We start from the raw sequence: 25,050 nt of genomic DNA on the forward strand, positions 1-25,050 counted from the left end.
GCCGACAGCGTGTCCAGCTGCGCATCCAGGATCTCGTCCTCGACCAGCTTCTCCCACGCCACCGACCGCATGCACTCGGCGTCCAGGCCCTCCTCGGGCCTCGCCGCCGCCTCGGCCACCATCCCGGCCGCGCGCTCCCGCCGCTGCCGGCGGCGCTGCTCCTCGCCCGACGCCTTGCGCTCGTCCCGCCGCGTCATGAAGCCGATGCGGATCCGCTCGGTCAGGGCGACCGTCAGACGCACCGAGCGCGTCAGCCGCGCCTGGATCAGGCCGAAATCCGGCACCGCCTTCGGGTCCAGATGGGCCCGCTCCTGCTGCCGCTCGGTCAGCCGCTTGCAGCGCATGTCGATCTCGACCGCCTGGCGCAGCGTGTGCAGCGCCCAGCCCGTCCAGTTCATGTCGGGATCGGTCGGCCGGACCTCGTCGGAGTCGGATTGCGCCTCATTCATAGAACGTATCATGAACGAGATCGCGAGTTAAGTCTATTGCACATTATGTTTGCCGTAAGCGTCCGGCCGTGGAATAGGCTGGTTCTGCGGGTAGGGAAATCTCATGGCTGAAATTCATCCCTTTTATCTGGCCCATCGCGACGCAATGGAAGCCGCCATGCGCCAGCGCCTCGATCTTGCCGAAACGATGTTGCGCGAACGCGCGCAGCTCTCCGACATAGACAAAATCAGGCAAGAAGTGATGGATGAGTTCGAAATCGTGCTCATTCAGATGCCCTATGTCGGTGGTGCGGCTAGTCGCATGAGCGACTTCTTCATGCGTTTAATGGGCTTTATGGCTATCGGGCGCGTGCTCCGTCGGCATGGCGTGGCGCTCCCCGTAATCGGCGATATCGAACGAGAGAGCTACAAGGCTCAGTTGCTGACCGCGCCGGAGGCCGAACGTCTCGCATCAGGGCGTCAATTCATGTCTCCGGAAAATCGGGCCCTTCTGCGCGAGCAGGCGGCAAAGAGCCACGCGGAAGAATATCCGGAAGATTTCGTCTATGATTTTGTCGAGCCCGGCCCAGGCGATGATTTTGAGTTCGGCATCAATTACAAAGCGTGTGGCTTCTGCAAGTTCGCTGGCCGAAACGGAGATCAAGAAATCCTGCCACACATTTGCGGGTTAGATTTCGAGGCTTACGCGACACGGGGCATTCGCCTCGAACGGACACAAACGCTGGCCGGCGGCGCAAGCCATTGCAATTTTCGGTTCTCGCGGCTCGATCCAGAATAGGTTACGCCCAACGTCGGCTTTTGGGTCGAATGCGGTCCTTCGAATCCGGAAGCACGCGACGATGATCAAGCCACCCTGGGCGACATGCGGCCCTATTGGAGAGCCGGCTGTTTGCCGGCCGGCGGCGCCCAGGATCCGCGCACCGGCGGCAAAGCGACGCTGTTGTAACGGTCCGCCGCACCGCAATATCGGTGGGGCGAGTCTCACGGCGAGAGGATCATTATGACCGGACCCGAAGCGCGTCACCGCGTGGTCGTCATCGGCGCCGGCTTCGGCGGGCTGCAGGCGGTGCTCCGCCTGAAGGGCGCGCCGGTCGACATCACCCTGATCGACCGGCGCAACCACCATCTGTTCCAGCCGCTGCTGTACCAGGTCGCCACCGCGTCGCTGGCGCCGTCGGAGATCGCCTGGCCGATCCGCCATCTGGTGGCGCGGCGGCCGGAGGTGCGGACCATCCTGGGCGAGGTCACCGGGGTCGACATGGCCGGGCGGCAGGTGCAGCTGGGCGACGAACGCGTGCCCTACGACACGCTGCTGGTCGCGACCGGCGCCCGCCACGCCTATTTCGGCCATGACGACTGGGAGCCCTTCGCCCCCGGGCTGAAGGACATCGACGACGCCACCGCGATCCGCCGCCGCATCCTGACGGCCTTCGAGCGGGCGGAGACCGAGACCGACCCGGCGGTGCGCAAGGCGCTGCTGACCTTCGTCGTCGTCGGCGCCGGGCCGACCGGGGTGGAGATTGCCGGCACCATCGCCGAGCTGGCGCACCACACCATGGTCAGGGATTTCCGCGCGCTCAATCCGAAGGAGGCCCGCATCCTGCTGGTCGAGGCCGGGCCGCGGGTGCTGCCGGCGTTTCCGGAGGACCTGTCGGCCTATGCGAAGACGGCGCTGGAAGGGCTGGGGGCGGAGATCCTCACCGGCCACGCCGTGACCGCCTGCGACGCCGAGGGCGTGGCGCTGACGGCGGAGCGGATCCCGGCGAAGACCATCATCTGGGCCGCCGGCGTCCAGGCCTCGCCCGCCGCCACCTGGCTGGGGGCGGAGGCGGACCGCGCCGGCCGGGTCATGGTCGCGCCCGACCTGACCCTGCCGGGCCATCCCGAGATCTTCGTGGTCGGCGACACCGCCCGGCTCGACGCCTGGAACGGCCAGCCGCTGCCCGGCATCGCCCCGGCGGCCAAGCAGCAGGGCCAGCACGTCGCCGACACCATCCGGGCCCGGCTGGAGGGCAAGCCGGAGGTGCGCCCGTTCCGCTACAAGCATGCCGGCAGCCTGGCCACCATCGGCAAGCGCGCCGCGGTGATCGATTTCGGCTGGATCAAGCTGCGCGGCTGGCTGGCGTGGTGGATCTGGGGCTTCGCCCACATCTACTTCCTGATCGGGCTGCGCAACCGCCTGACCGTGGCGCTGAGCTGGCTGTGGATCTACACCACCGGCCAGCGCAGCGCCCGGCTGATCACCGGGCGCGGGCGCGAGGAGTAGTCAGGGCGTCGGCGCGTCCGGCGCGATCAGCCCGCGCTCGCGCAGCGCCTGCCAGAAGCCCTCGGGGATCGGCGCGGCAGCCAGGGCGAGGTTCTCGGCGCTGCGGCCGGGCCGGCTGGCGCCCGGGATGATCGCCGCCACCGCCGGATGCGCCAGCGAAAACTGCAGCGCCGCGGCGCGCAGGTCGATTCCGAACTCGGCCGCGACCGCCTTCAGCCCGTCGACCCGGGCCTGAATCTCCGGCGTCGCCGCCTGGTACTCGTAATGCGCGCCGCCGGCCAGGATGCCGGAATTGTACGGCCCGCCGACGACGATGCCGGCGCCGCGCCGCTCGGCCTTCGGCATCAGCCCGGCCAGCGCCGTGCGATGGTCCAGCAGGGTGTAGCGGCCGGCCAGCAGGAAGCCGTCGGGGTCGGCGCGGTCGAGCGCGATCTCGCAGGGCTCGACCTTGTTGACGCCGAGGCCCCAGCCCTTGATGACACCTTCCTCACGCAGCCGGGTCAGGGCCCGGCCGGCGCCATCCAGCGCCTGGTCCAGCACCTCGCGCCAGCGGTCGCCGTGGAAATCCTCGGCCACGTCGTGGATCCAGACCAGGTCGATGCGGTCGGTGCCCAGGCGCTTCAGGCTGTCCTCGATCGAGCGCAGCGTGCCGTCGGCGGAATAGTCGTAGACGACCTTGTTCGGCAGGCCGAATTCGAACAGGCCGCCCTTCTCGCCCTGGTCGCGGGTGCCGGTCTCGATCTCGTCCAGGATCAGGCGGCCGACCTTGGTGCTGAGCACGGTGTCGCCGCGCGGCTTGTCCTGTAGCGCCTTGCCCATGCGCAGCTCGGACAGGCCGGCGCCATAGAAGGGCGCGGTGTCGAAATAGCGGATGCCGGCATCCCAGGCGTCGCGGACGGCGGCGATCGCCTCGTCCTCCGGGATGGCGCGGAACATGTTGCCCAGCGGCGCGCCGCCGAAGCCCTGCGCGTGGTGGAGGGGCAGGCGCATGATCAAATCCTTCCATGTCGTCGTGACCGCCGGGATATGGCGAGGCGCCGCCGCCCCGGTACCCGGCGCGGCGGCCCATCACCTTGGAAGAAACTTCACAGCCGGCCCGGCGCGGGCAGCGGGGCCGTTTCGATGTCAGCTCGTCCTTGCTCCTCCGGACGCTCCGCCGGCCCTGCGGCGCCATTCGGTCACCGACAGCCATACCGCCGAAACCAGGAAGTAGAGTGCGCCCACGGCAGCATAGCCGGCGATGGCGGTGATCGACGGCGGCGCCGGCATCCGCGCCTGCACGATGAAGAACGCGCCGGCCAGCGCCGATTGGCCGCCGCTCAGGATCATCGCCCACTGGGCGCCAGAGCTCGTCCAGCGGCGAACCGCGGTGCCGAGCTGCAGCAATCCGGACAGTATGGCCCAGACGCCGAACACCCCGAGCACCGCGTTCATGCCCGTCGGCAGCGTCATGGCGACGGCGAGAGCGGTGATCAGACTGACAACGGCGTTGATGCTTTGGGTGCGATTCCGGCCCAGCCCACCGCTTGCCGCGGCATCGGCGGTGTTCGCCAGAGCATCCCATGCCGGGTAGATGATCAGCAGAACCGCGGCGATCGACGATGTCTGCTGTCCCAGGGTGAACGCCGCGGCCACCCATAGGACGGAAAACGCCGATCGAGCGAAATAGTAGAGCCTCAGCCATCGCTCCTGGGCGCCGGCGGGATTCATGGGCTGGTCTGTCATGGAAGGGCCTTCCGGAAAAGGGGGAACTCGGGGGTGTTTTCTCGCGGCGGACAGGTTGTCTACCGACTAGTTGGTAGTCTCGATATGCAGCTTGTATGACCGGTTGCGGTGCGACGGGCCGCTGGGCCCGGTGGCGTGCGGAGGCTGGCTGGGAGGATCAGTGCTGGGCGGACAGCCGGTCGAGCAGGGGAGCCGTGATGATGGCAAACATCTTCGGGTCGCCATAGGCCCGGGCCGACAGCATCGCCCCATGGACGGTCGCCATGAAAGCCTCCGCCTCAAAGCGGGGCATACTCGTGGGTTGAAGGCGACCCTGCTGTACCCCGCGTTCGAACACCGAGGTCAGCCACGCCGACAAGAAACGGAAATGCGCCTTGACTTCAACCGCCACCCTCTCCGGCAGCATGGGAAGTTCGCTCGCGAGAAGGGCGCAGACACAGAATGACAGGCTCGCATCCGTGATGCACTTCTCCCAAAATCCCAAATAGGCGCGGAGCTGCTCTGCCGGATCGGAGACATGGCCTTCGAGTTGTGCGAGTCCGGCCTCGGATTCTTCGCGATAGCGAGAGACGAGCGTGCGGACCAGATCGGCCTTGCTCGGGAAGTGATGGTGAATGCTTGGCTTGCGAATGCCGACCACTTGGGCGATGTCGGCATAGCTGAAGCCGTTGTAGCCGCCGGCGACGATCAGGGATCGCGCGCAGGCCAGGATATCGTCGGCAGTGGAAGAAGGGTTTCCCATAAGATCTATCTACCTTCTAGTAGGTAGTTGGTCAAGCCGCGATGCACAGCTCGAAGGGTGATCAGTGCGTGCGAGGAACTGGCCGAGACGGGCGCCCGCGTCCCCGGCCATACTCCAATCTAAATGGGAGAGGGCGCGACCATGGGATATCCGATCGAAGGCATCGCCGGCACGACCCTGATCCGGGCGCCGTCGAATCTCGGGCTGCGCCCGCTGCGACCGGGGCATGAGCCGGGGACCTGGCGGGGCCCGCAGGTGCTGACCGAGGCGGGGTTGGCGGCGCGGCTGGCGCTGGCGCGGATTGTCGACCTGGCGCGACCGCGCTACAGCACCGAACCGCAGCCCGGCACCGTGCTGCGCAACGGCCCGGCGATCCGCCGCTTCAACGAACAGGTCGCCGACGCGGTCGACGCGGCGCTGCGCGACCGGCTGTTTCCCATCGTGGTCGGCGGCGACTGCTCGATCCTGATCGGCGCCCTGGCCGGCGCCCGGCGGCACAGCGAGCTGGCGCTGGTCCATCTCGATGGCCACAGCGACTTCCGCCACCCCGGCAACTACGAGGACTTCCCGCTGCATTCGGCCGCCGGCATGGACCTGGCGCTGGCGGTCGGCCTCGGCGATCCGCTGATGCTGCGCTGGGACGGCGCGCCGGACCCACTGGTGCCGGCGGAGCGGGCGATCCAGATCGGCGAGCGCGAGGGACGCGACCCGGACTGGGGCTGGGAGGACATCGCCGACACCGCGATCACCCGGATCGACATGTTCGAGCTGCTGGAGATCGGGCTGCCGGAGGGGCTGCGCCGCAGCTTCGCGGTGCTGGACCGGACGCCGGAGATCCCGTTCTGGGTTCATCTCGACGTCGACATCCTCGACCAAGCGGTGATGCCGGCGGTGGATTCGCCCGGCAGCCCGGGGCTGGACTATGACGGGCTGGCGCAGCTGCTGCGCGGCTTCCTGGCCTCGCCGCGCTGCCTCGGCCTCAACGTCACCATCTACGACCCCGACCTGGACCCGGAAGGCGAGTACGCGCGGGGCCTGATCGAGATGCTCGTCGAAGGGCTGGCGCCGCTGGCGGAGCGCCGGCAGGGCTGAAGCCGGCGGCCGCCCTCCGGCGTCAATGCGCCATCAGCACCGGGCGGTCGGCGTGGAACAGCATGTGCTCGGTGACGCCGCCCAGGATCATCTCGCGGAACCGGCTGTGGCTGTAGCCGCCCATCACGATCAGCCCGGCATTGGCGCGCTGCGCCGCGGCCAGGATGGCGGCGTCGACTCCCTGCTTCGGGTCGTCCTCGGCGATCCGGTTGGCCGGCGCGCCGTGGCGGCTGAGATACTGCACCAGCTCGGCCGCGGTGCAGCGGTCCTCGCCCTCGTCGCGGGTGTAGACGCTGACCGCGGTCGCCGCTTCCAGGAAGGGCAGGGCAGCGGCGACGCTGCGCGACGCCTCCTTGCCGCCGTCCCAGGCGACCAGGATGCGGTCGGCGAAATCCTCCGCCACCGGCCCGGGCACGATCAGAACAGCGCGGCCGGTCTCGAATAGCGCCGCCTCCAGCACCGCCCGGCTGGCGTTCGGGTCCTGGCCCGGGCCGGGCGTCACGATCAGGTCGGCGACCGTGCCGCGATGGCCGACCGCGGCGGTCTCGCTGCCGGTCTCCTCGCGGAACTCGACCTCGGGCCCGGCGCCGGTCTCCGCCTTGGCGGCCTCGAACACGGCGCGGTTGCGGGCGGCGACCTCGTTCGAGGCCTTCTCCGCCCCCTCCAGCAGCATGCTGGTGGCGACCGCCATCTCGGCCCCGGTATAGGCCAGGACGCGCTGCGGGTCGGGACGCAGCGACAGCACCTCGACCGAGGCGTCGAAGCGCCGGCCGACGCGCAGCGCCGCATCGAGCGCGGCACGGTCGCCGGCATGGCCGCTGAGGGGGACGAGCAGGTGCTGGATGGTCATGCAGCCTCCGGGTCTCGGGTGCACGGGCAGTGTCCACCTAAGGAAACCGCCGATCCAGCGTTTCAGTGCCCGGCATGGCTGCCGTGCGGCTTCGTCGGGCTGCGTCCTTCAGCTCCGCAGTTGCCCGCAAGAGTTATTTCCTAGATGCCTTTTCAGGAAACATTTTTTCGGTATAGTGAAATTGTTCCCATATGTTCCCATCGACAGCGGGAGATGTTCATGCCGGATCGGATTGCCTCCGCCTGCCCGAAATTTCTGTTGCATGCGTTGACGATGCTCGCCGTCTTGATGGCGCCCCAATCCCTCCGCGCCTTTGAAGCGCCGGCGGCCTATCAGGCAATCGTCAAAACGGCCGCGGACAAGACCATCACGCTGACAGGCCGTGACCTCACGATCGAGCAGGTGATCGCCATCGCCCGCGACGGTGCGAAGGTGAAGCTCAGCGATGAAGCCCTGCAACGCTCGGCCGATGCCTACGGGCTCCTGCTTCAGGGCGCGGCCGAGAACGTGACAATCTACTGGTTCAACCGGGGTGCCGGCGACCAACGCGAAACGGTGATCTTTTCGGGTGACCCGACCACGCCCGAAAACACCAAGCTCCTGAAAGAGCAGCAACTGGCGCGCTTCAGGAGCGGGGTCGCCGCCGGTTTCGGCCCGGAATTGCACGAGGAGGCGCTCATACGCGCCATCATGGCAATCCGCGCCAACACCATGTCCTATGAGGCGGCCAGCCCGCAGCTGACCCGGATTCTGGTCGACATGCTCAATGCGCGCGTCACCCCGGTGGTGCAGTCGCGCGGGACGCTCGGTGAGGGCGACCTGCCCACCATGAATAACATCGCGGGGACCATGGTCGGGGAAGGCGAAGCCTATTACCGCGGCGTGCGCATGCCGGCTGCCCAGGCTCTTGCCAAGGCCGGCCTGAAGCCGCTGGAGCCCTTCGCCGCCGATGTTGCCGCTCTGACCAGCACCAACGCCTATGCCCAGGCCCAGGCCGTGCTGCTGCTGGCCGACTCGCGCAGCCTGCTGGAATGGACGGACCTCGCCTACGCCATCGATCTCCTCGGCATGAATTCCAGCGTCACGCCGATCTCCTCGCCGGTGCAGGCGATGCGTCCCCATCCATGGCTGACATGGGACGCTTCGCGGGTCATGGACATGCTCAGGGGCAGCTATCTCTTCGATGAAGACCCGGCCCGCATCATCCAGGATCCCGAAAGCATGCGCGCCTCCAGCCAGCGTCAGGGCTCGGCCTGGCAGGCCTGGGCCGATCTGCGCGATTCCACGCTGCTGTCCATCAACGCGTCCGATCACAACCCAGCCGTCCTGCCTGGCCTGACACCGGCAAGCTCATGGGAACTGAGCACGCCGCAGTTCATGAAATACTACGTCAAGGGCGGCCCGCTCAGCCACGGCAAGCCAGGCTATATCTTCTCCAACGCCAATTGGGATCCCTATCCCCTCGCCAATCAGGTGGAAGCCTTTACGATCGCGTTGACCAATATGGACGTGGCGATCGCCCAGCGCATCGAGCGCTTCCGCAACCCCTTCTTCACGGTGGTAAAGCCGGCCGATATCCTGAGTGCCGACATGCTCAGGAAGGCACCCAGGCTGGACGGCTACCTGCCGACCGATCTCTGGCTGGAGTTGTCGACCATGGGCGTGCCGGTCACGCCGGCAGGACAGGCCATCGTCGCCACGGTCGAAGACCTGCAGGCGGAAACCCGCATTAAGACACAGCGTGCCCGCGACGCCGTCGACCTTTCCTTCCAGCTCCTGGCCCAGGACCTGCTGATGGGAAGTTTCTGGATGGAGGTGCGCAAGGTCCAGACTCCCGGGCGCAACTTCGGAACGGTGCCGACCGCGGCGCTGGCGGCCCTGCGCGAGGTCGTGCCGTGGCAACAATTGCCATCCGAGCGGCAGAAACGCCCGCTCGGGATGGTGGTTTATGACTTCATGCAGGCCAATCCCGCTTCGAAATTCTACCCGGGCGGGCCGAAGCCACCGCAGGGCCAGCAGGTCCCCAAGGCAGGGCCGTCGGCGAACTGAGGCGAGCCGCCAGCTCGTCCGGAACCACAGGCGTCAGGCGCCCGCCACGGGCAGCGGCACGTCGTGCTTCTTCAGGATCTTGGCCTGCCGCTTGGCCAGGGTGTCCTGGTCGAAATCGGCGATCAGCTCGTTGAACAGGGTGTGCCAGTTCACCTTGGCCTTGAGGTGGATGAAGACCGAGCCCAGGCCCAGCGCGGCGCGGTCCATGAACACGAATTCGCGCGGCACCTCGACCCCGCCGACCCGGCGCAGCTCCCTGTGCACCTGCTCGGCGGTCTCGCGGCCGTAGACGCCGTTCTTGGCCTCGCCGATCAGCCGCACCCTGTTCTCCAGGATCGGCCCGTACAGGAAGCCGGCCCAGACGTTCAGCACGTCCGCCAGCTCCTTGGTCATGTTCTTGAAGCCCCAGGTCCGGTAGGCCTCGACCGCCCGGTCGCGGTCGTTGGTCTCCAGGGCCCGGTACAGCTCGATCACGGCGCCGACGAAGCTGGGCGGGAACACCCGGACGCAGCCGAAATCGAGCAGGTTGATTGAATCGTCCGGCCGCACCGTGTAGTTGCCGAGATGCGGGTCGCCGTGGATCACGCCGTAATAGTAAAGCGGCACATACCAGGCCCGGAACATGTTGAGCGCCAGCTGCGCCCGCTGCTCCTCGCTGCCCTGGACGAAGGTCAGGATCCCCTCGCCGTCCTGCCAGGTGGTGGTCAGCAGGCGCCTGGTCGACAGCTCCGGCACCACCTCCGGCACATGCACGTTCGGCTCCTTCGCCAGCATCTCGGCATAGAGCTGCGAGTGCCGGGCCTCGAGCGCGTAATCCAGCTCCTCGCGCAGCCGCTCCGAGATCTCGGCGTGGATCTGCTTGGTCGACACCGTCTTGTCGTAGCGCTCGAAGATGCCGAGGATCAGCTTCAGCTGCTTCAGGTCGGCCTCGACCGCCGACTGCATGTCCGGGTACTGCAGCTTGCAGGCGAGGCGGCGGTCGTCGAACCCGACCGCCTTGTGCACCTGGCCGAGCGAGGCCGCGGCCGCCGCCTCGTGCTCGAAGCTCTTGAACTTGCCCTGCCAGCCCTGGCCCAGCTCGCTCGCCATCCGGCGCTTGACGAAGGGCCAGCCCATCGACGGGGCGTTGGCCTGCAGCTGCTGCAGCTCCTGCGCGTATTCCTTCGGCACCGCATCCGGGATCGTGGCCAGCATCTGCGCCACCTTCATCAGCGGGCCCTTCAGCCCGCCCAGCGCCGCCCGCAGCTCGTTGGCATGCGCCTCGCGGTCGACCTTGAGGCCGAGATAGCGCTCGCCCGCCACCCGGGCGGCGAGACCCCCCATGGCGCCGGAGACGCGGGCGTAGCGGCGCAGGCGTCCGCCGAAACTGTTCTCTTCGTCGGCCATGATCCACCGGAGGTCGCGCGGCCGGGCCCGGCCGCCCGACCTATCTAGGGGCAGAACCCCGATCCGTCACCCCCGGGCGGTGTCGCAGCGGCCTCCCGGGTTCGTTTCCGTCGCGATTTCCAGACAACCGGAAATCTTGGATCAAGGACAGCAATGCTGTCGGTTTCCCGTTGCTTTCTTGCCCGGGAAGCCCCGGTGCGATTGTCCCCGGAGCGAAATAAGATTACCTATTTAGGGGTGGCCGCGGCGACAGATCGGCGGCCTTTCGGGAGGCATCGATGACGGCAACGGCGCTTGCTTCCGTGAGCCTCGAGGACAAATACACCCTCGACTCCGGCCGCATCTATCTCACCGGCATCCAGGCGTTGGTCCGCCTGCCCCTGATGCAGCGCCGGCGCGACGAAGCCGCCGGGCTGAACACCGCCTGCTTCATCTCCGGCTATCGCGGCTCGCCGCTCGGCGGCTACGACCAGGCGCTGTGGGCGGCGCGCAAATTCCTGCAGAAGCAGGCCATCGAGTTCAAGCCCGGGCTGAACGAGGATCTGGGCGCCACCGCGGTCTGGGGCAGCCAGCAGGTCGGGCTGTGGCCCGGCGCCAAATATGACGGCGTGTTCGGTATCTGGTACGGCAAGGGCCCCGGCGTCGACCGCACCGGCGACGTGCTGAAGCACGCCAATTTCGCCGGCACCTCGCAGTTCGGCGGCGTCCTGGCCCTGGCCGGTGACGACCACGCCTGCAAATCCTCGACCGTGCCGCACCAGTCCGAGCACGCCTTCATCGCCCATATGATGCCGGTGCTGAACCCGACGAACGTCCAGGAGATCCTGGATTACGGCCTGTATGGCTGGGCCATGAGCCGCTATTCCGGCCTGTGGGTCGGCTTCAAGACCATCGCCGAGAATGTCGACAGCTCCGCCTCGGTGCATGTCGACCCGAACCGGGTCCAGATCGTGCTGCCCGAGGATTTCGCGATGCCGCCCGGCGGCCTGAACATCCGCTGGCCCGACCCGCCGCTGGTGCAGGAAGAGCGGCTGATGCGCGACAAGCTGTACGCCGCGCTCGCCTTCGCCCGCGCCAACAAGCTCGACCATCTGGTCTATGACAGCGGCCGGCACCGCTTCGGCATCGTCACCACCGGCAAATCCTATCTCGACGTGCGCCAGGCGCTGGACGACCTCGGCATCGACCAGGCGCTGGCGGCGCAGCTCGGCATCTGCATCTACAAGGTCGGCATGCCCTGGCCGCTGGAGCCGACCGGCGTGCGCGCCTTCGCCGAAGGCCTCGACGAGCTGATCGTGGTCGAGGAGAAGCGGGCCCTGATCGAGAACCAGCTGAAGGAACAGCTGTACAACTGGCAGGCCGACAAGCGGCCGGTGATCGTCGGCAAGTTCGACGAGAAGCGGGAGTGGATCCTGCCCTCGACCGGCGAGCTGACTCCGGCGCAGATCGCGGTCGCCATCGGCAAGCGGCTGCTGAAGTACCTGGATCATCCCGGCCTGGCCGAGCGCGTCCGGTACCTGGAGGAGCGCGAGGGCCAGAAGAAGATCGTCAAGGCCGCGGTCGACCGGGTGCCGTTTTTCTGCTCCGGCTGCCCGCACAACACCTCGACCCGGGTGCCGGAGGGCAGCCGCGCGTTGGCCGGCATCGGCTGCCACTACATGGCGACCTGGATGCCCGACCGCAAAGCCGAGACCTTCAGCCAGATGGGCGGCGAGGGCGCGGCCTGGATCGGCCAGGCGGCGTTCACCGACACCAAGCACGTCTTCGTCAATCTCGGCGACGGCACCTATTTCCACTCCGGCAGCCTGGCCATCCGCGCGGCGCTCGCGGCCGGCGTCAACGCCACCTACAAGATCCTGTTCAACGACGCGGTGGCGATGACCGGCGGCCAGCCGATCGACGGCACCCTCACCGTGCCGATGATCGCGGCCCAGCTCAAGGCCGAGGGCGTCCAGACCCTGGTCGTGGTCACCGACCGGCCGGAGATCTATGGCGAGCGGGGGACGCAGAGCAAGCTGCTGCCGGCGGGCGTGCCGGTCGAGCACCGCGACGAGCTCGACCATGTCCAGCAGCGGCTGCGCGAGACGCCCGGCGTCTCGGTGATGATCTACGACCAGACCTGCGCCGCCGAGAAGCGCCGCCGCCGCAAGCGCGGCCTGATGGAGGACCCGGCCCGCCGGGTGTTCATCAACGAGGCGGTGTGCGAGGGCTGCGGCGACTGCTCGAAGGTCTCGAACTGCCTGTCGGTGGTGCCGGTGGAGACCGAGTTCGGCCGCAAGCGCGCGATCGACCAGTCGAGTTGCAACAAGGACTATTCCTGCGTCAACGGCTTCTGCCCGTCCTTCGTCTCGGTGCTGGGCGGCACGTTGCGCAAGCCGAAGCCGGCGGCGGAGGGCAAGGCCGACCTGTTCCCGGCGCTGCCGGAGCCGACGCTGCCGTCGCTGGACCAGCCCTACGGCATCATGATCACCGGCATCGGCGGCACCGGCGTCATCACCATCGGCGCGCTCCTGGGCATGGCCTCGCATCTCGAGGGCAAGGGCGTCTCGGTGCTCGACCAGGCCGGGCTGGCCCAGAAGGGCGGCGCCGTGGTCAGCCATGTCCGCATCGCCCGCGATCCCGCCGACATCCACGCCGTGCGCATCGCCGCCGGCGGTGCCCAGCTGATGCTGGGCTGCGATCTGGTCGTGGCCGCCTCGGGCGAGGCGCAGTCGAAGATCAACCCCGGCCTGACCCGGCAGGTGGTGAACAGCCACGAGACCATCACCGGCGCCTTCACCCGCAACCCGGACTTCGTCATCCCCGGCAAGTCGATGCTGGAGGCGGTGGCCAAGAACGGCGGCGACCCGGCGCTGCTGGACGCGGTCGACGCCACCCGCCTGGCCACCGCGCTGCTCGGCGACAGCATCGCCACCAACCTGTTCATGCTCGGTTACGCCTGGCAGAAGGGGCTGGTGCCGGTGTCGCACGAGGCGCTGGAGAAGGCGATCGAGCTGAACGGCACCGCGGTCGCCATGAACAAGGCCGCCTTCCTGTGGGGCCGCCGCGCCGCCCATGACCTCGCCCAGGTCGAGCGGCTGGCGGCGCCGCCGCAGGAGCAGGGGCACCGGCTGTCGCGTACGCTGGACGAGGCGATCGCCCGCCGGGTCGAGCAGCTGACCGCCTATCAGGATGCCGCCTACGCCGCGCGCTTCAGCACGCTGGTCGGCAAGGTCCGTGCCGCGGAAGCGAAGCTGGGCCGCGAGGACCTGACCGACGCGGTGGCGCGGAACCACTACAAGCTGCTGGCCTACAAGGACGAGTACGAGGTCGCCCGGCTGTACACCGATGGCAGCTTCCTGAAGCAGATCGAGGCGCAGTTCGAGGGCGACTACACGCTGCAGTTCCACCTCGCCCCGCCGAGCTTCTCCGAGAAGGATCCGGAGACCGGGCATCTGAAGAAGCGTGCCTTCGGGCCGTGGATGCTGCGGGCCTTCGGCCTGCTGGCACGGATGAAGCGGCTGCGCGGCACCGCCCTCGACCCGTTCGGCCGGACCGAGGAGCGCAAGACCGAGCGGCAGCTGATCACCGATTACGAGACGGTGGTTGAGGAGCTGCTGGCCCGGCTGGGGCCGGACACCCACGCCGTCTGCGTCGCCATCGCCCGGGTGCCGGAACAGATCCGCGGCTACGGCCACATCAAGGACGAGGCCCTGGACAAGGCCAAGGCGCGCGAGGCCGAGCTGCTGGCGACCCTGCGCACCCCGGCCGCGCCGAAGCTGGCGGCGGAGTAGGGGGTCAGTCGGGCGGCAGCGCCGGCAGGCTGCATTGCACCAGCAGGCGGACCAGCTCCGCCTGCCGGCTCGTGCCGGTCTTCTCGAAGATGTTGGCCAGATGGCTCCGGGCGGTGCTGTCCGAGATCGACCGGCGCCTGGCCGCGGCCTTGACGCCATCGCCGCGGCCGATTTCGACGGCGAAGCCGGCCTCCGCCGGCGTCAGCCCGAACAGCTCCTGCAGCAGGGCGGAGGTGGGCGCCGCATCGTGGTCCGGATCGATGATGAAGATCGCCACCCGGGACTGGGGCCGCCGGTCCCCGACTCCGGCCTGGCGGATCGGGATCACGGTCAGCAGCAGGGGGTGCGCGCCGGATGGGCGCGACAGGCGCATCCTGGTTCCGGCGGCGGCGGCGCGCGTGGCGGCATCGATGCCGGGGCGCGCGGCCCCGGCCGCCGCCGCCATGGCCACGGCGTGCCGCAGCCGGCGGGTCTCCTCCGGCAGTGCCGCGGCGACGCCGGCCGGTCCGGCCGACAGCCCGTCGGGGCGGGCGACGAGCGCGTGGGCCCGTCGGTTGAGATAGGCCGGCCGGCCCGCGGCATCGCAGAGGATCAGCCCGAGGTCGATCCGGTCGAGCACGGCCATCGCGTCGGCGAAGCGCAGATCGGCGACGCCCAATGTCCGACGGAGCTCCAGGGTGCGGGCGAGATGCGGCAGGACCACCTGCAGCGCCGCGACCTCGCGGTCGGCGAAATCCGGCGCGCCCAGGACCCGGCGGACGGCGACGTAGCTGCTGTGGGTCGGCGTCTGCCGCACCAGCGCCACGACGCCGTAGAAGTCGCCGTTCGGTCGGACCACCTCGTTGTAGAAATCCGACCGGATGAAATCGCGCTCGGGCTTCAGCTCCAGGCTGCGCACGGCCCGGCCGAGCGGCAGCCTGGCCGCCCACGGCGCCGTCCGCGGGGCGCCGGGGGCCGACATGCGCTGCAGATGGGCCGGGTCCCAGCGCCAGCCGATCATCAGATCCGCCCGCCGCTGCGGCTGGTCCTCGACCAGCAGCGATCCGCGCTGCCCGTCGGCGACGGCGGTGATCGCCTCGACCGCATCGGGCCAGGCATCCGGCGACGTCGCGGCGTCGTAGATCCGCTGCACGGCCGTGAGGATTGCGTCCGCCCGGTCCATGCCCCCCGCCTGTCGGAAACGTCACGCTGGCTCTCGGGAATTTTATCACAGACCGCCGCTTTCCGGTACGTCGGCGAGCGGCCGGATGGCGTGTGTCACCGGAATGGATTGATGATGGTCACGCCGTCGATGGTGCGGCCGTGCGACAGGTCTTCCGAAAAGAGCTCACGGCAGCCGGCGGCGCGGGCTGCGGCGATAATGGCGCTGTCCCAAAATGAAAACCGGTGACGAGCCTTGATCTCCAGAGCGGCCTCAAGGATCAGAACGGTGTTCTCCTGGATATCAAAGCGCAGCCACGTACCGATCAGGCCTGTCGCGATGTCGTGGGGAAGCGGATCAGGCCGCGAGGCTCGGGTCGCCTGCACATAGAATTCCTGCAGGACCTGCACCGACAGAACGCAGTCATCGCGGTCTAGCAGCGCCTGCGCCCGATCGCGCTTTTTCGACTCCTCGGCCGCGTTGCTGACAGAATACAGCAGAATATTGGTGTCGAGGAATGGGCCGACGTTCAGGTGCCGCGTCCGTGAATGTCATCGCGTGACAGGCGGTCGGACGCACGGAATGAGCGTATGGAAGCCCGCAGCCTAGCCTCTTCCCGCTTCAATCGTTCGGCTTCACTTTCCTCCTGAGCCAGCTCATTCAAGAACTGTTTGACGAGAGCTGAGACAGAGGTGTCCTGCTCGGCGGCTTTCATGCGTGCCCGCCGATAGGTGTCATCGTCCACAGAAACTGTGATATTCTTCATGGATTTACAGTACCTTTCTCCGGTTTGGAGATCAACTACGACGCGCCATGCGCGCATCTAGCCGTCGAACTGGGCGGTCAGCCAGGCCAGGGCCATCCGCACCGCCGGCAGGTCGAGCCGGCGCGGGTCGCACAGCACCCACCACTGTCCCTCCGCCGGAATCCGGATGGAAAAGGGGCGGACCAGCGTGCCGTCACGGACATGCTGGGAGGACAGCACGTCGCTGACCAGCACCATGCCGCCGCCATGCAGCGCGACGTCGATGGCGACGCTGATGTCGGAGAAATGCATCTGCCGCGCGGCATGCGGCGCCTTGACCCCGGCGGCCGCGAACCAGCGGCGCCATTCGGTGCCGTCGTCCTGGTGCAGCAGGGGCACCTCGCCCAGCGCCGACGGGTCGGGGATGACGCCGCCGCGGTCGCCGAACAGCCGCGGGCTGCAGGCCGGGGACAGCGCCACCTCCGCCAGGATGCGCGACCACTGCCCCGGCCAGGGCCCGCCGCCGAAGGTGACGCCGACATCGACCCCGGCAGTCGCCACCGCGTCGTTGTCCAGCACCCGCACGGTGCAGTCGACGGTCGGATGGGCCCGCGCGAACTCCGCCAGCCGCGGCGCCAGCCATTTGCTGGCGAACATCGGCGGCGCCCCGATCACCAGCGGCCCGGCCAGCTCGCCGGCCCGGGCGGCCAGCAGTGTCGCCGCGGCGGACATGGTCTCCAGGCTGTCATGCACCGTGCGGTGGAACAGCCGGCCGGCGCCGGTCAGGACGACCCGGCGGCCGCGCCGCTCGAACAGCGGGAAGCCGACCGCGTCCTCCAGCCTTCGCATCTGGTGGCTGACCGCGCTGTCGGTCAGGTGCAGGGACCTGGCGGCGCGGGAGAAGCTCTCATGGCGCGCCGCCAGGTCGAAGGTGCGCAGCGGGTCGAGGGGCAGGCGCATGGCATCGCCTTCTTGAATTCATATCATCTATTTCCTGAGATTTGATCACTTTGTGTCAAGTAGGCATCACGATAGGGTTTCGTAACCGGGCGCGCCAAGACGCCCGGACCATCCGACAGGGGTGACGTCATGGGTTGCGCCATTCGAGGCATGCTGATCGCCGGCACCGTCCTGGCGGCCGCCGCGCTGGCGGCGGAAGGCCCCGCGCGGGCAGAGGATCTGCGGCTGGGGGCGGCGGGGCCGTTCACCGGGCCGGAGGCGTCGTTCGGCGAGCAGATGGCCAGTGGCGCCGAGCTGGCGGTCGCCGACCTCAACGCCAAAGGCGGCATCCTCGGCCGCCATGTCACGCTGGAATTGGGCGACGACCAATGCGACCCGCGCCAGGCGGTCAGCGTCGCCAACGACCTCGCCGGCCGCGACGTGGCGGCGGTGGTCGGCCACTTCTGCTCTTCCTCCTCGATTCCGGCGGCGGCCGTCTATCACGACAGCGGCATCCCGATGGTGACGCCGGCCTCGACCAACCCGGCCCTGACCGACGAGGCGGCGGCCAAGGGCTGGCAGGAGATCTTCCGGATCTGCGGCCGCGACGACGCCCAGGGCGGCGTGTCCGGCCGCTACCTGGCGGCGCATTACAAGAAAGTCGCGATCGTCCATGACCGATCCGCCTTCGGCACCGGCGTGGCCGAGGAGACGCGGAAGGCGATGAACGCCGCCGGCCTGAAAGAGGTGCTGGTCGAGAGCATCAACCAGGGCGAGCGCGACTTCTCTGCCGTGGTCAGCAAGCTGAAGGATGCCGGGGTCGAGGCGGTGTATTACGGCGGCTACCAGACCGAGGCCGGCCTCCTGATCCGCCAGTCGCGCGAGCAGGGGCTGGCCGCCGTCTTCGTCGCCAGCGACGGCATCCTGGCCGATGATTTCTGGGCCATCGCCGGCGCCGCCGCCGAAGGCACGCTGATGACGCACCCGCCCGATCCGCGCGGCACCGCCGCCGGCAAGGCCGTGGTCGAGGCGCTGAAGGCGCGCGGCAAGAGCCCGGACGGCTTCGCCCTGTACAGCTACGCCGCCTTCCAGGTGCTGGCCCAGGCGGCGGAGGCCGCGGGCAGCGCCGAGCCGGCGGCGATCGTCAAGGCGCTGCGCGGCGGCAAGCCGTTCGACACCGTGCTCGGCCCGATCCGCTTCGACGCCAAGGGCGACGTCGTCGACCCGTCCTACGTCATGTACGCCTGGCGCGGCGGCACCTATGCCGAGCTGAACTGACCGTCCCGCAACCGGAGCACACCATGCCCGAAGCGACCGATCCCGGCCTGATGCCGCCCGGCCTCGTGGTCAACACCATGAAGGGCGACCCCGGCGAGCACCGCGCCGGCAGCTGGCTGGAATGGGACGGGCGGTGGCAGGGGCTGCAGGCGGCGCTGCTGGGCATCCCCTTCGACGGCGCCTCGGTGGTCCGCACCGGGTCGCGCCACGGGCCGGATTCGGTGCGCCGGTCGATGATGTACTACACCACCTACAGCAGCGGCGACGGCCGGGCGATGACCGGCTTCCGCGCCGCCGATGTCGGCGACGTGCCGACCGTGGTCACCGACCTGCCGGGCAGCCACGACCGGATCAGCACGGCGATCGCGGCCATCGTCGGCCGCGGCATCGTGCCGGTGGCGATCGGCGGCGACCATTCGATCTCCTTCCCGATCATCCGCGGCGTGGTGCGGGCGCTGGGCCCGGGCAAGCGGCTGGGCGTGATCCATTTCGACGCCCATCACGACCTGCGCAAGGCGCATCTCGGCGCCGAATCCAGCGGCGTGCCGGTCCGCAAGTCGCTGGAGCTGCTGGACGGGGCGCTGTCCGGGCGCAACCTGGTGCAGATCGGCATGGCCGAGTTCGCCAACTCGCCCCAGCTCGCCGGCTATGCGGCGGAGCAGGGGGTGACGGTGATCCCGGCGCTGGAGGTGCGGCGCCGCGGCATGGCGGCGGTGGTGGACCAGGCCCTGGCGCAGGCGACCGACGGGGTGGATGCGCTCTATGTCTCGGTCGACATCGACTGCATCGACCAGAGCCAGGCGCCCGGCACCGCGGCGCCCAACCCGGGCGGGCTCGATGCGCGCGACGTGCAGGAGGCGCTGCGTCGGATCGGCGGCCACCCGAAGACGGTCGGCTTCGACCTGGTCGAGATCTCGCCGCCCTTCGACCATGACGACATCACCGGCCGCACCGGCGCCGCCCTGGTCCTCAATGTCCTGTTCGGGCTGGCCGGGCGGGCCGGCTGAGGCCGCCGGTCAGCGGAAGAACAGCCAGATCAGGATCAGGAGCGGGATCGGGATGCCGAGCAGCCAGAGCAGGATGTAGCGCACGCGACGCCTCCGGTTCGTTCGGCCGTCATCGCCCTGGCTTCGGGCGGCGGCCTCTAGGAACCGGAACGGCGGTTCGCCTCCTTCAGTTCCTCCGCCTCCCGCCACTCGCGCTCGCGGTTGAGGTAGTCCTCGAGGGTGCGGCCGGAGACCGGCTCGAACCGCTCCTCCAGCGTCTCCAGCGTGTCGATCCGGTCGAGCCGGAAGCTGCGGAAGTCCTGGCGCAGCTCGCACCAGGCGGTGGCGGTCCAGCGATTGCCCCAGAAGAACAGGCCGAGCGGATGCACGATCCGTTCGCTCGCGGCCTCCGGTGCGTTGTAGTGCAGCCGCAGCTTGCGCCGCTCGGCGATCGCCAGGCGGATCGGCTCCATCAGCTCCAGCGGATAGGGGCGGCGGCCCGGGGCATGGATCGGCACCTCGTCGAGCGCGGCGGCGCTGGCCTCCGGCAGCACGCCGGAGATCTTGCGCGCAGCGTTGCCGGCGGCGCGGGCCAGGGCCGGGTCGGTCCAGGCCGCAACCATGCGGGCGCCGAGGCTCAGCGCCAGCAGCTCCTCGGCGGTGAACTGCACCGGCGGCGGCTCGAAGCCGCGGCGCAGCCGGTAGCCGACCCCGGCCTCGCCGTCGATCGGCGCGCCGCTGGCCAGCAGGTCCGCCATGTCGCGGTAGACCGTGCGCTCCGAGACCTCGAGCACCTGCGACAGCTGCAGCGCCGTGACCAGGCTGCGGCCGCGCATCAACAGCAGGATCTGGATCAGGCGATCGGCTCGGCGCATCGGCGGGAGGCCCGCCGAAGGGGCAGGCGGCAAGGTCAGAGGGAACGGCTCCCGCAGTGATAGAGCCGAACGCCCGGCCCGTCGATGACCTGGATGCAGCGGCCGGCGTCGCGGTCGATGGTGCCGTCCGGCCCGGCGATCGCCGGACGGCTGCCCTCCGCCGCCTCGACCACGGTCTGGACCGCGGTCTCGGGCGCGATGCCCGGCAGGGCCCGGAACAGCACGATCTCGGTGACGAAGCCCATCGGTGTCTCTCCACGCAAGAGGCCCTTTGCCGGGCCATCGATGGAGAGACAATACAACACCCCTCCTGACAGCATCCTGTCAGGAGGGGTGAGGAGAGCCGTCAGATGTTGAGCTTGCGCACCGACTGGCGGAACGCCGCCCGCGCGCTGTCGGCCGCCTTGCGCGCCTTGGCGAGGTCGGTGCCGACCTGCTCCAGCTCGCTCTCGCTGTCGTTCAGCTTGCCGAGATAGCGCTGAAACAGATCGCTGTCCTTCGGCACGGCGCCGATGTTCTGGCGCAGCCGCGCCTGCTCCCGGCTGATCTCGCCCTGGCGCTGGTCCAGCCGCCCGGCCTCGGCCTCGTGGTCGCGGATCACCGCGAGCTGGCCGGCGAGGTCGGCCATCGCCTGGCGCAGCTTGGCCGGCAGGGTGCGGTCCTCGGCCCAGACGGCGATCCGGCTGTCGGCGTCGACCAGATCGATGCTCTGCGACAGCGGCTGCTCCTGCGTCACCGTCACTTTCTCGGTCTTGCCGGCGGCCACCGCCTGGCGGATGCGGTACTGGCCGGCGACGATCTCGACCTTGCCCTCGGCCGGCTCGGTCAGGGTCCAGCCCTCGTAGCGCGGCGTCTGCAGCAGCACCGCGCGGTCCTCGCCGGCGGCGCCGGTGACGGCGTAGGTGACGCTGACGCGCCGGGTGGTGGTCAGCTCCATCACGCCGTCGACGATGCGGGCGCGGGCCAGCGTGCTGTCGTCCTTGTCCTCGCGGTCGACCGTCACCTTCTGGTCGATGGCGAAGCTGACCAGCCGGCTTTCGCCGGCCGGCAGCGCGCCCAGCCGGGCGTCACCGACATAGGAAACGCCGTCGGCGCCGCGCTCATAGAGGGTCAGCACGCCGGGCGGCAGGCCGGTCTGGCCGTCATTCTTCAGATCGACCGCGGCCAGCGGGTGCTTCGGCTCGGTCTCCGGCAGATACAGGTCGACCCGGCCGGCCGGGATCTCGCGGTCGATGATCGGCACCAGCAGGGAATGGCCGGCGGCGACGGTGATCGGCTCGGGCAGGCGGAAGGTGACCTGGGTCGCGGTCTCGCCCGCTTCGGCCTCGACGGCCTGGGCGAGATACAGCGGCGCATCCTGCGCGACGACCGCCTCCTCGGCCGGGGCGGCCATCATCCGGTCCATCATCGCCATCGGCGCCGGCGGGGCGGCCCCCGCGTCGGCACGGGCGCGGCCCACCGCGTCCCCGTCGGCGTCGCGGGCGCGCTCGTCGACCGGCGGCAGCACCCGGCCCAGCACCTCGACCGGCACCTCCGGCCTGGCCACGGTGTAGCTCTGGTACAGCGCCTGGCGGAAGGTGACCGGGTTGCCGGAGACCACGGTCAGGTCGACCCCGTCCCAATCGGCGCCGCTCATGTTCTCCAGCACCGCCCAGCCCTGCAGCGCCGCGTTCTCGGCCTTCGGGTCGGCGGCCAGGGTCAGGCGGTAGCTGGTCTTCCACAAGGGCGCCTCGACGACATAGCCGACGCGCAGCGTGCGCTCGCCGTCGCCGGTGGCACGGATCGCCAAAGTGCGCCGATCCTTGGCCGAATCGCGGGCCAGGGCGGCCAGCGCCGCATCCAGCTTGGCCTGCAGCGCCGGGTCGGCGAATTGCAGCCCGTCCGCCTCTTCCAGCAGGAACTGGCGCACCCCGCCCGTGGTCATCAGGCTGACCCGGTGGCGGGTGATCTCGGCGCCATCCTTGTCCTTCGCGGTCTCGGGCACCACCGACAGGATGCGGCCGGAGACGCCGCGGGCGCCCTCGACCCGGACCTCGGCGCCGCGCAGCGCGTTCAGCAGGTCGGCGGGGGAGGCCAGCGCCTCCGGCCCGAACGGCATCTCGCGGAAGGCGGCGGCCAGCGGCTCGCGCCCGGGCAGGCTGATCTCGCCGATGCCGCCCTTGTCGTCATAGACGACGATGCTCTTCATCACGTCGTCGACCTGGTCGAGCGGCACGGCGAGGTCCAGGGTCTCGTTGCCGGTGACCTTGGCCTCGTATTCGAAATAGCCGACGCCGCCGGTCGACAGCAGCACGCGCTTCAGCGCCAGCGGCTCGGCGGCGAAGGCCGGCATGGCCAGGAACGCCGCGGCCGCGGCGGCCGGCAAGGCGAGGCGGATCGGTGTCATGCAGGTCCCCCTTCAGGATCGGTCGCAGGACCCGACCCTGCGCGGCGATCATGGCGGCGCCGCGGCCATGTGGGGCCGAGCGTGGCGGAAACAAGTCGGTCCGCCACGCCCCGGGCCGTCAGTCGAACGGCCAGTTGTTGTTGTTATTGTTGTTGTTGTTGCTGCGGCGGTTGCCGCGCCGGCTGCAGTCGTTGGTGTCGGTGCCGTCGGTGCAGCGGTTGGAGCCGCCCTAGCGGCCTTCGTCGCAGACGCCGTTATTGGCGCGGCGGCAGCTGTTCGGGCCGTGGTCGCGGTCGCGGCTGGCATAGCCGCGGCAATCGGCGGTGTCGGTGCCGTCGTCGCAGCGGTTGCTGCCGCCGTAGCGGCCCTCGTCGCACTCGCCGTCATAGGCGCGGCGGCACCTGTTGGCACGGTCGTTGCGGTTGCGGTTGTCGATCCGGGTGTAGCCGCCGTCGCCATAGCCGCCGTCGCTGACATAGCCGTCATTGTAGATGCCGTTGCCATAGGAGCCGTCCTGGGGAACGCAGGCGATGGCGCCGACGGCGATGGCGGTCAGGGCAAGGGTGCGCAGGAAGCTGGACAAGAGCGGTTCCTCGAAGGTTTCCGACGGCCGCGCCGGATACCCGGCGATGCGGCGTAGGAAGCAAGGCGCGAGCCCCCCTCCGGGTTCCGTTATTTCAGGTGGAAGGATCGTGGGCAGCGGCCAGGGTCAGGCGGCAGCTGGCAGCAGCACGCGCTTCAGCGCCGGCGGCGCGGCGGCGAAGCCGCCGCCATCTGCCGCCGAGCGTGGCGGAAAGAGGGCCTGGCTAGTTGCCGAACAGGTCGCCGAACGGCTGATCGTTGTTGCTGCGCCGGCTGTAGCCACCCTGTTGCCCACCCCGGCAGTCATTGGTGTCGGTGCCGTCGTCGCATCTGTTGGTGCCGCCGTATTGGCCTTCGTCGCAGACGCCGTTGTTGGCGCGGCGGCAGCTGTTGCCGCGGTCCCGATCCTGATCGCGACCGGCATAGCGCCGGCAGTCATTGGTGTCGGTGCCGTCGTCACATCTGTTGGAGCCGCCGTATTGGCCTTCGTCGCATTCGCCGTTGTTGGCGCGGCGGCAGGAATTGGCGCCGCGATCGCGTTGGCCGGTCTGATAGCCGCTGCCATTGTCGTAACCGGGGTTGCCATAGTTGCCGCCATCCTGAGGCACGCAGGCGATGGCGCCGACGGCGAGGACGGTGAGGGCGAGGGTGCGCAGGAAGGTCGACATGGGGGGTCCTCCAGGCCGTTTCTATGCGGCGTCCGACCCCGACTCAATCGAAGCCAGACGGCGTGTGGTGACTTAATAGGCAACCCTCGCTTTGGGTTCCTCTGTTTCAGTTGGAAGGATCGTGGACAGCGGGCGGGGGCCTGAGGCATGGTCGGACGTTGCGTCGCCGCGGGGGAAAACTTGCGGATCCATCGCCGGAAACGCGAAGGGAGATCGATCCATGCGGATAGGTGTGTTGCGGGAGCGGCGGGACGGGGAGCGCCGGGTGGCGGCGACGGTGGACAGCGTGAAGAAGCTGGTGGCGCTGGGCGCGACGGTGGCGGTGGAGTCCGGCGCCGGGCTTGGCAGCGCGGTGACGGATGAGGCGTATCGCGCGGCAGGGGCGGAGGTGGCGCCGGACGCCGCGAGCGCCCTGCAGGGCGCCGATGTGGTGCTGAAGGTGCGGCGTCCGCTGCGGTCGGGCGAGGGCGAGGTCGACGAGCTGTCCTTGATCCCGCGCGGCGCGACCCTGATCGGCATCCTGGAGCCCTATGACGACGCCGACAGCCTGGCGGCCTATGCGTCGGCCGGGATCGAGAGCTTCGCCCTGGAGCTGGTGCCGCGGATCACGCGGGCGCAGTCGATGGACGTGCTGTCGAGCCAGGCCAACCTGGCGGGGTACCGGTCGGTCCTGGAGGCGGCGTCGGTGTTCGGCCGGGCCTTCCCGATGATGATGACGGCGGCGGGCACGGTGCCGCCGGCCCGGATCCTGGTGATGGGCGCCGGCGTGGCCGGGCTGCAGGCGATCGCGACGGCGCGGCGGCTGGGGGCCGTGGTGTCGGCGACCGATGTGCGTCCGGCGGCGAAGGAGCAGGTGCAGTCGCTCGGCGCCAGCTTCGTCGCGGTCGAGGATGAGGAGTTCAAGGCGGCCGAGACGGCGGGCGGCTACGCCAAGGAGATGTCGGCGGAATACCGGGCCAAGCAGGCGGTCTTGATTGCCGAGACCATCCGGAAGCAGGACATCGTCATCTGCACCGCGCTGATCCCGGGGCGCAAGGCACCGGTGCTGATGGACGAGGCGATGGTGCGGTCGATGAAGCCGGGGTCGGTGATCGTGGACCTGGCGGCGGAGCGGGGCG

Annotated in this window: 23 protein-coding genes; 8 read left to right on the top strand and 15 right to left on the bottom strand. The window is 69.3% G+C overall.

The genetic code is table 11. The features are described 5' to 3' along the window. On the bottom strand, positions 1 to 461 hold a 461-nt coding region (locus ACTOWL_RS33940), incomplete at its 3' end, for a hypothetical protein (protein ID WP_441325724.1). Positions 462 to 552: 91 nt separating this feature from the next. Between ACTOWL_RS33940 and ACTOWL_RS33945 the strand changes: the two genes are divergently transcribed. Together ACTOWL_RS33945 and ACTOWL_RS33950 are read left to right on the top strand one after the other, a co-directional pair. Further along, entirely contained in the window at positions 553 to 1,227 is a 675-nt protein-coding gene (locus ACTOWL_RS33945; protein ID WP_441325725.1) for an L-2-amino-thiazoline-4-carboxylic acid hydrolase, read from the top strand. Between the two features lie 222 nt (positions 1,228 to 1,449). Next, positions 1,450 to 2,715 carry an NAD(P)/FAD-dependent oxidoreductase gene (locus ACTOWL_RS33950; protein ID WP_441325726.1) on the top strand — a complete coding sequence of 422 codons (1,266 nt, stop codon included), beginning with the start codon at positions 1,450 to 1,452 and terminating at the stop codon, positions 2,713 to 2,715. On the opposite strand, the gene ACTOWL_RS33955 is transcribed toward ACTOWL_RS33950, so the two are convergent. The 3 genes from ACTOWL_RS33955 to ACTOWL_RS33965 all read right to left on the bottom strand — a co-directional run bounded on the left by ACTOWL_RS33955 (position 2,716) and on the right by ACTOWL_RS33965 (position 5,182). Further along, positions 2,716 to 3,705: an aldo/keto reductase gene (locus ACTOWL_RS33955; RefSeq protein ID WP_441325727.1), complete on the bottom strand. Its 990-nt coding sequence runs from the start codon at positions 3,703 to 3,705 to the stop codon at positions 2,716 to 2,718. Positions 3,706 to 3,840: 135 nt separating this feature from the next. Further along, positions 3,841 to 4,440 carry a DUF308 domain-containing protein gene (locus ACTOWL_RS33960; RefSeq protein WP_441325728.1) on the bottom strand — a complete coding sequence of 200 codons (600 nt, stop codon included), beginning with the start codon at positions 4,438 to 4,440 and terminating at the stop codon, positions 3,841 to 3,843. 157 nt (positions 4,441 to 4,597) lie between these two features. Then, on the bottom strand, positions 4,598 to 5,182 hold the full coding sequence (locus ACTOWL_RS33965; protein ID WP_441325729.1) for a TetR/AcrR family transcriptional regulator: 585 nt from the start codon (positions 5,180 to 5,182) through the stop codon (positions 4,598 to 4,600). A 141-nt stretch (positions 5,183 to 5,323) separates the two neighbouring features. Here ACTOWL_RS33965 and ACTOWL_RS33970 point away from each other — a divergent pair, with 141 nt between their 5' ends. Then, positions 5,324 to 6,274, top strand: coding sequence for an arginase family protein (locus ACTOWL_RS33970; protein WP_441325730.1), 951 nt, complete (start codon positions 5,324 to 5,326; stop codon positions 6,272 to 6,274). 22 nt (positions 6,275 to 6,296) lie between these two features. Here the strand turns inward: ACTOWL_RS33970 and ACTOWL_RS33975 are convergent, their stop codons facing one another. Then, a complete protein-coding gene (locus tag ACTOWL_RS33975; RefSeq protein WP_441325731.1) occupies positions 6,297 to 7,124 on the bottom strand; it encodes a universal stress protein in 828 nt (275 codons plus the stop codon). 219 nt (positions 7,125 to 7,343) lie between these two features. Here ACTOWL_RS33975 and ACTOWL_RS33980 point away from each other — a divergent pair, with 219 nt between their 5' ends. Then, entirely contained in the window at positions 7,344 to 9,173 is a 1,830-nt protein-coding gene (locus tag ACTOWL_RS33980; protein ID WP_441325732.1) for an aromatic amino acid ammonia-lyase, read from the top strand. A 33-nt stretch (positions 9,174 to 9,206) separates the two neighbouring features. Here ACTOWL_RS33980 and ACTOWL_RS33985 read toward each other — a convergent pair whose 3' ends face one another. Then, complete coding sequence (locus ACTOWL_RS33985; protein WP_441325733.1) at positions 9,207 to 10,559, bottom strand: ABC1 kinase family protein; 1,353 nt, start codon at positions 10,557 to 10,559, stop codon at positions 9,207 to 9,209. A gap of 278 nt (positions 10,560 to 10,837) precedes the next feature. On the opposite strand from ACTOWL_RS33985, the gene ACTOWL_RS33990 reads away from it, so the two are divergent. Next, positions 10,838 to 14,332: an indolepyruvate ferredoxin oxidoreductase family protein gene (locus ACTOWL_RS33990; protein ID WP_441325734.1), complete on the top strand. Its 3,495-nt coding sequence runs from the start codon at positions 10,838 to 10,840 to the stop codon at positions 14,330 to 14,332. Between the two features lie 4 nt (positions 14,333 to 14,336). On the opposite strand, the gene ACTOWL_RS33995 is transcribed toward ACTOWL_RS33990, so the two are convergent. The 4 genes from ACTOWL_RS33995 to ACTOWL_RS34010 form a co-directional block, all read right to left on the bottom strand. After that, the gene (locus tag ACTOWL_RS33995) at positions 14,337 to 15,494 is read right to left on the bottom strand and encodes a helix-turn-helix transcriptional regulator (protein WP_441325735.1); all 1,158 of its coding nucleotides are present in this window, start codon (positions 15,492 to 15,494) and stop codon (positions 14,337 to 14,339) included. 95 nt (positions 15,495 to 15,589) lie between these two features. Next, positions 15,590 to 16,006, bottom strand: coding sequence for a PIN domain-containing protein (locus ACTOWL_RS34000; protein ID WP_441325746.1), 417 nt, complete (start codon positions 16,004 to 16,006; stop codon positions 15,590 to 15,592). After that, positions 16,003 to 16,296 carry a hypothetical protein gene (locus tag ACTOWL_RS34005; RefSeq protein ID WP_441325736.1) on the bottom strand — a complete coding sequence of 98 codons (294 nt, stop codon included), beginning with the start codon at positions 16,294 to 16,296 and terminating at the stop codon, positions 16,003 to 16,005. The genes ACTOWL_RS34000 and ACTOWL_RS34005 overlap by 4 nt, the downstream gene beginning before the upstream one ends. Next, positions 16,297 to 17,178 carry a LysR substrate-binding domain-containing protein gene (locus tag ACTOWL_RS34010; RefSeq protein WP_441325737.1) on the bottom strand — a complete coding sequence of 294 codons (882 nt, stop codon included), beginning with the start codon at positions 17,176 to 17,178 and terminating at the stop codon, positions 16,297 to 16,299. It abuts the gene before it with no gap. Positions 17,179 to 17,307: 129 nt separating this feature from the next. Here ACTOWL_RS34010 and ACTOWL_RS34015 point away from each other — a divergent pair, with 129 nt between their 5' ends. Both ACTOWL_RS34015 and ACTOWL_RS34020 read left to right on the top strand, forming a co-directional pair. Beyond that, positions 17,308 to 18,435, top strand: a complete 1,128-nt coding sequence (locus tag ACTOWL_RS34015; protein ID WP_441325738.1) for a branched-chain amino acid ABC transporter substrate-binding protein — start codon at positions 17,308 to 17,310, stop codon at positions 18,433 to 18,435. A gap of 23 nt (positions 18,436 to 18,458) precedes the next feature. Continuing rightward, positions 18,459 to 19,442, top strand: coding sequence for an agmatinase family protein (locus tag ACTOWL_RS34020; protein ID WP_441325739.1), 984 nt, complete (start codon positions 18,459 to 18,461; stop codon positions 19,440 to 19,442). Positions 19,443 to 19,579: 137 nt separating this feature from the next. On the opposite strand, the gene ACTOWL_RS34025 is transcribed toward ACTOWL_RS34020, so the two are convergent. The 5 genes from ACTOWL_RS34025 to ACTOWL_RS34045 form a co-directional block, all read right to left on the bottom strand. Further along, positions 19,580 to 20,296: a helix-turn-helix transcriptional regulator gene (locus tag ACTOWL_RS34025; protein ID WP_441325740.1), complete on the bottom strand. Its 717-nt coding sequence runs from the start codon at positions 20,294 to 20,296 to the stop codon at positions 19,580 to 19,582. A gap of 35 nt (positions 20,297 to 20,331) precedes the next feature. After that, on the bottom strand, positions 20,332 to 20,541 hold the full coding sequence (locus ACTOWL_RS34030; protein WP_441325741.1) for a hypothetical protein: 210 nt from the start codon (positions 20,539 to 20,541) through the stop codon (positions 20,332 to 20,334). 101 nt (positions 20,542 to 20,642) lie between these two features. Further along, positions 20,643 to 22,682, bottom strand: a complete 2,040-nt coding sequence (locus ACTOWL_RS34035; protein WP_441325742.1) for a DUF4139 domain-containing protein — start codon at positions 22,680 to 22,682, stop codon at positions 20,643 to 20,645. A gap of 229 nt (positions 22,683 to 22,911) precedes the next feature. Further along, positions 22,912 to 23,265, bottom strand: a complete 354-nt coding sequence (locus ACTOWL_RS34040; RefSeq protein ID WP_441325743.1) for a hypothetical protein — start codon at positions 23,263 to 23,265, stop codon at positions 22,912 to 22,914. Between the two features lie 223 nt (positions 23,266 to 23,488). Continuing rightward, positions 23,489 to 23,932, bottom strand: a complete 444-nt coding sequence (locus ACTOWL_RS34045; protein ID WP_441325744.1) for a hypothetical protein — start codon at positions 23,930 to 23,932, stop codon at positions 23,489 to 23,491. Positions 23,933 to 24,152: 220 nt separating this feature from the next. Here ACTOWL_RS34045 and ACTOWL_RS34050 point away from each other — a divergent pair. Next, positions 24,153 to 25,050: NAD(P) transhydrogenase subunit alpha (locus tag ACTOWL_RS34050; protein WP_441325745.1), on the top strand; the 898-nt coding region annotated here is incomplete at its 3' end.

This window comes from Inquilinus sp. CA228 (genome assembly GCF_052078665.1).
GTDB lineage: Bacteria > Pseudomonadota > Alphaproteobacteria > DSM-16000 > Inquilinaceae > Inquilinus.